Raw genomic sequence first — 5802 nt, forward strand, 5'->3', positions numbered from 1 at the left:
TCCTGCTGCGTCAGGGGCAGGAGGGACGCCGAGCGTGACCGGACAGGCTGGCGGTGCGATGTCGCGCTTGATCGACTGGTTCTTCCGCAATCGCGAAACCGGCGAGATCACCATCGCGCAGATGCCGAACCCGGCGCTGTGGCTCGCGCTGCTGGGGAGCCTCGTGGGTTGGGTCTGGCATCCGCAGGGCCCGACCGGCGACAAGCTGGATTGCCTCGTCAAGGCCAGCCTCGTCGTCTGGGCCGTCGATGAGCTCGCGCGCGGCGTCAATCCCTGGCGGCGCTGCCTCGGGGCGGCTGTGCTGATCTATGAGATCGCGACCGCGATGTGACGAATCCTGGCAGGTGCTGTGCGCGGCGATCGGCCTTCCGACGCGTCATGGCGATAAGGCCGCAGCCGACGGACGATCGCGAGTTGTTCGTTGGTCGTCGCTTAGGGTTGGCAAAGCGCCGCCATCACGCGGCGTGTGCCCACCATCGGGCGGCACGCGCGGCGGTGAGAGGGTGGGCACGACCCATGACGAGCCGGGTGTGACGCGGCGCTCGGTCTGACCGCGCCCAGCGCGTCAGTCCTCGTCGTGCTCGGCTTCGTCGAGCTCCTCCAGCTCCTCGCTCGCGTGGTCGATCACGTCGATGGCTTGCTGGACCTCGATGAGGCTCTTGACCGCAGTTTCCGTTTCGCCCTTCGTGTAGCCGGCCGAAACGGCTTTGGCCAGATTCAGGCGCATGTCGACCAGCACGTTGCGCGCGGTCAGGAAGATTTCGAGGTCGTTGTCGGCCATGGTGCTCCTCATGAAGGCTGTGTCCACCAATTGGTAGCCCGGGCGTATGGCGGGCATATGTCGGATCGGGTGGGCATCGGCATGACGGTTGTCGTGTCGTAGCGTGGGGCAGGGCGGCTCGTGTCCACGCTTCCGCTGCAACCTCTCCCCGGTCCAGGTGGCCGAGCCGCAGCGGTGTAGGTTTGGCTAAGCCCCGCCGTTAGGCGGCGCGTGCCCACCGCCGAACGGCGCGCGCGGCGGCGAGATGGTGGGTACGGTGCCATGGCGAGCCGCACGCGTGACCCGATGGGCCGGCCGCGCCTTTGCCCACCCTGCGGACTGCGTCTTGTGTGCTATTATTCTGATCAATACAGCCCGGATGCCTTGCAGTGCGTGGGGTACGGGTCCGGTCCAGCTGCCGCCCAAAAGACCGGCAAAGCGAAGGCGAAACCATCGCACGGTGCAGCACCCCAGAATTGCGCGATCCTTGATTCATATCAAGCCATGCGTGCATTTTGACCGCAAGTCTATGTCGCCACGTCCAATCATTGGGAGTGCGTCATGAACTCGGGAAAGCTCAGCATCGGTTTGGCTGGCGCATTCGGTGGTGTGATTGCAGTCCTCGGCGATCTCATTCAGAAGCAAGATGCCTCAGCTGTTCTTGTGTTCGCGTCGACATTGAATCGGATTCTTCAATTGGCGATCGCGACTTGGGGGTGGGCGTTAGTCCTGGTGGCCCTCGCCGTCGCCTTGTGCGTTATATTCGAGCCGGATAGTAAGCCGAGAGCCTTTTATATAGGCGCTAGTATACTCGCGCTGCTCATGACGGCAGTTCCATTTAAGTTACCTGAACCACCCCCAAAATCTGCATCTGCTACGGTGGCGAATCTTGTTTACCCAATACAACTCGTGAGTGACCAACAACCAGGGGAATCATCAACAACGCCCATAGCCGCGGTTCACATTCAAATCCGGTTGCCGATTGAAGCGCGTGCAAAAGTGCCTTTTCCGATGTATCTGACATTCTACGATCCAGCCAACGACAAGAAATGGCGAGAGGAAGATTACGCCCTTCTGCTGACGCGTTCTTCCGGAGTGTTTACCGCAGCGCTGACATATCACTTTGATCCAGCTCCTGACTCCCTTTATCTCCGTGTCGAAGCCGCTCCATTGCAGACAATAGAGCTTCAGGCGAGAAAGAGGATAGACGGTTCGTCGGTCTCCTATCTTTTCGATGGAGCGCCTTCCTATTCCGAAGCTCCTGCCTGGCAGAAGAACTTGTTTGGCGTACATACCTTTTAGAGCCAAACGCGGTGTCGCCCGTGAATCTGTTGAGGGCGCTGACGTCCGTGGCTCGCGTCAGCAAAGCGCCCGAGTTCCGGAGGTTGATGTATCTCAACGGGCGGTGATCTTGGCTGATCGATGATCAAAGTTAATCGCTCTGCGGGACAATCGGACGGCGCTCGGGACTAGAACGCGGTCGGCTGACCGCATTCGGACGTGCAGCCTGATGGATCCAAGCAGTCCCAAAGAACAGGTCGCCGTGACGCCCAGAGGGGAGGGCGCCGCGCCGGTGTTCCGCGCCCGCAAGCTCTGCAAGACCTATCGCATGGGCGAGGTCGAGGTGCATGCGTTGCGCGACGTCGATCTCGACATTTACGAGAGCGAGTTCGTGGTGCTGCTCGGGCCCTCGGGCTCCGGCAAGTCGACCTTGCTCAACATCCTCGGCGGGCTCGACAGTCCGACCTCGGGCGACGCGCAGTGGCGCGATCATCAACTGGTCGGCGCTGACGATGCCGAGCTGACGCGCTACCGGCGCGAGCATGTCGGCTTCGTGTTCCAATTCTACAATCTGATCCCGAGCCTGACCGTGCTCGAGAACGTCCAGCTGGTCACCGAGATCGCCGACCGGCCGCTCGATCCGCTGGAGGTGCTCAAGCTCGTCGGCCTCGAGAAGAGGATCGACCATTTTCCGTCGCAACTGTCCGGCGGCGAGCAGCAGCGGGTCGCGGTGGCACGCGCCATCGTCAAGGCGCCCGACGTGCTGCTGTGCGACGAGCCGACCGGCGCGCTCGACTACGAGACGGGCAAGGTGGTGCTGGCCGCCATCGCGCGCGCCAATGAGCGGCTCGGCACCACCACCATCGTCATCACCCACAATGCGGCGATCGCCGGCATGGCCGACCGCGTGCTGCGGCTCGGCGGCGGCCGCATCGTCGGCGAGACGCGCAACTCGCGGCGGCTCTCGGCCGAGGAGGTGACGTGGTGAGCCTGCTCAACCGCAAGCTCTGGCGCGACATCGGCGCCATGCGCGGGCAGGTGATCACCATCGCGTTGCTGGTCGCCGCCGGTGTCGCGGTGTTCGTCGGCTCAGTCTCGACCTATCAGTCGCTCCGCGCTGGCTGCGAGCAGTTCTATGCGCAGGCGCGGTTTCCGCAGGTCTTCGTCACCCTGAAGCGCGCGCCGCTGGCGCTGGTCGCCCGGCTCAACGCCATCGCCGGCATCCTGGCGGTCGAGCCGCGCATCGTGCGCGAGGTCATCGTCGACGCGCCGGCCGCGTCGCAGCCGGTCTCGGCGCGCCTCGTCTCGCTCAGCCGCGGCGGCGACGAGCCGCTGGCCCGGCTGCATCTGCGCCGCGGTACCGCGCCGGCGCCGGGTGATGCGCGCAGCGCCGCCGTCAACGAGGCGTTTGCCGAGGCCAACCACGTCACGCCGGGCGATGAGATCCGCGTGCTGCTCAACGGCCGGCTGCAGGCGTTCCGGGTCTCCGGCATCGCGCTGTCACCGGAATATGTCTACGCGGTGAGGCCGGGATTGCCGATCCCGGACGATCGCCTCTACGCCATCCTGTGGGTCGACCGCAGCGCAGCCGAGGCCGCCTTCGACATGAAGGGCGCGTTCAACGATGCGGTGGTCGCGCTCGCGCCGGGGGCCGAGGCGCAGTCCGTCATCGAGGAGCTGGATCGGCTGCTCGAACCTTACGGGTCGATCGGCGCGATCGCGCGGCGCGACCAGCCGTCAAACCGGTTTCTCGAGGACGAGCTGAACCAGCAGAAGGTGATGTCGATCACCATCCCCATCATCTTCTTCGGCGTTGCCGCCTTCCTGCTCAACAGCGCGCTCGGGCGGCTCGTCGCCGCGCAGCGCGAGCAGATCGCCGCGCTCAAGGCGCTGGGGTTTCCGACCTCGGCTCTGACCCTGCATTATCTGGCGCTGATGCTGGTCATCGTGCTGATCGGCTCTCTGCTCGGCATCGCCGGCGGCTTCGGCTTCGGCGAGGCGATGATCACGAGCTATCACGGCTTCTTCCGCCTGCCGGAGCTGCCGTTCCGGCTGGCGCCCTGGGCGATGCTGGCGGGCATCGCGATCAGCGCCGCGGCCGGCTCGCTCGGCGTCGTCACGGCGCTGCGGGCGGTCGTCGGCCTCGCGCCAGCGGAGGCGATGCGGCCGGCGATGCCGCTCGGCTTCCGCCGCTCGTGGATCGAGCTGATGATGCCCGGCGGCGCGCGCCGCGCGCGACGCATGATGATGCTGCGCAATGTCGCGGGGCGCCCGTTCCGTTCGCTGTTCACCGTCGTCGGCATCGCCTTTGCCGTGCCGATGATGGTGCTCGGGATCTTCTGGCGCGATGCGATCGGCGAGATGATCGAGCTGCAGTTCAATCTCGTCGAGCGCGGCAATGCCAGCATCACCTTTCCGCATCCGGTTGACCGCGCGGTGCTGCGTGATCTGGCGCGCGAGCCCGGCGTGCTGCTGGCCGAAGGCCAGCGCATCGTGCCGGTGCGGCTGCGCGCCGGCCACCGCAGCTATCTGACCTCGGTGGTCGGGCTGGCGCCCACCGACGAGTTGCGCCGGCCGCGCGATGCTGCGCGTCGTCCGATCGTGGCGGTGCCGGACGGCATCACGCTGACGCGGCGGCTTGCCGAGCGGCTGGCGCTGAACGCAGGCGATCTCGTCACGGTGGAGGCCACGGAGGGCCGGCGGCGGCGCGGCGACGTGCCGGTCAGCGCCATCGTCGACGAGGCGATCGGCATGGCGTCCTACATGGATATCGACACGCTCAACCGCTTCACCGGCGAAGGCACGGTGATCTCGGCCGCCAGCCTGCATGTCGACCCCACGGCATTGGCTGCGCTCGGCACGCGCTTCAAGAGCCTGCCAAGGATCGAATCCGTCTCGATGAAGGCCTATGCCGTCGCATCCTTCATGGACAAGATCGCGGGCCTCGTGTTCGTCACCGCGGGCATCCTCACCGGCTTCGCTGCGATCATCACCGTCGGCGTGGTCTACAACAGCGCCCGCATCAGCCTGCAGGAGCGGGCCTGGGAGCTCGCCAGCCTGCGCGTGCTCGGCTTCACGCGGGCAGAGGTCGCGGGCATCCTGTTCGGCGAGTTCGCGCTGGAGATCGCGGTCGGGATCCCGCTCGGCCTGCTGCTGTCGCGCGGCATCATCGCGCTGATCGCGCGGCTGCATTCGAACGAGAGCTTCCAGATCCCCGGCGTCATCGCGCCGCGCACCTACCTGATCGCGACCGCGGTGGTCTTGGCCAGCGCCGCGATCAGCGCCATCATCGTCCGCAGGCGGGTCGACCGGCTCGATCTGGTCGCGGCCCTCAAGACCAGGGAATGAGCATGCCTCCCGTGTTGCGCCGTCTCGTCATTGTGTCAGCAGGGCTCGCGGTCGCGGCCGGCATCGGCTGGATGGTGATGCCGAGCCCGGTTGCGGTCGAGACGGCTGTCGTGACCAAAGGACGGTTCGTTGCGACCGTCGAGGATGACGGCAAGACGCGCGTGCGCCAGCGTTACGTCGTCGCCGCGCCGCTCGCCGGCCGGCTCGGACGCATCCGCTTCAAGGCCGGCGACACGGTCAAGGCCGACGATGTCGTCGCCACCATCACGCCGGCGCCGGCACCGCTGCTCGATCCGCGCGCGCGCCGCGAGGTCGAGGAGCGTCTCGGCGCGGCCGAAGCGAATGTCGAGCGCGCGAAAGCAGTGGTGGCGCGGGCGCAGGCGCAGAGCGCTCAGGCGGGCGCTGATCTCGCG

5 protein-coding genes and 1 pseudogene are annotated in these 5802 nt (G+C 66.2%); 5 read left to right on the forward strand and 1 reads right to left on the reverse strand.

All coding sequences use genetic code 11. From position 1 onward, the window contains the following. Positions 1–58 precede the first annotated feature (58 nt). Positions 59–331, forward strand: a complete 273-nt coding sequence (locus BRAO375_RS01875; RefSeq protein WP_009025751.1) for a hypothetical protein — start codon at positions 59–61, stop codon at positions 329–331. 234 nt (positions 332–565) lie between these two features. Here the strand turns inward: BRAO375_RS01875 and BRAO375_RS01880 are convergent, their stop codons facing one another. Then, the gene (locus tag BRAO375_RS01880; RefSeq protein ID WP_009025752.1) at positions 566–781 is read right to left on the reverse strand and encodes a hypothetical protein; all 216 of its coding nucleotides are present in this window, start codon (positions 779–781) and stop codon (positions 566–568) included. Positions 782–1321: 540 nt separating this feature from the next. On the opposite strand from BRAO375_RS01880, the gene BRAO375_RS37125 reads away from it, so the two are divergent. The 4 genes and pseudogenes from BRAO375_RS37125 to BRAO375_RS01895 all read left to right on the forward strand — a co-directional run. After that, positions 1322–2062 (forward strand): hypothetical protein, encoded by a 741-nt coding sequence (locus BRAO375_RS37125; RefSeq protein ID WP_009025753.1) that lies wholly within the window; start codon positions 1322–1324, stop codon positions 2060–2062. A 208-nt stretch (positions 2063–2270) separates the two neighbouring features. Then, entirely contained in the window at positions 2271–3029 is a 759-nt protein-coding gene (locus BRAO375_RS01885; protein ID WP_009025754.1) for an ABC transporter ATP-binding protein, read from the forward strand. After that, on the forward strand, positions 3023–5389 hold the full coding sequence (locus tag BRAO375_RS01890; protein ID WP_035638413.1) for an ABC transporter permease: 2367 nt from the start codon (positions 3023–3025) through the stop codon (positions 5387–5389). Before BRAO375_RS01885 ends, BRAO375_RS01890 begins: the two co-directional genes overlap by 7 nt. Further along, positions 5386–5802: pseudogene (locus BRAO375_RS01895) on the forward strand (efflux RND transporter periplasmic adaptor subunit); the annotation flags it as partial. The gene BRAO375_RS01890 and the pseudogene BRAO375_RS01895, both read left to right, overlap by 4 nt.

Source organism: Bradyrhizobium sp. ORS 375 (assembly GCF_000239775.1).
GTDB lineage: Bacteria > Pseudomonadota > Alphaproteobacteria > Rhizobiales > Xanthobacteraceae > Bradyrhizobium.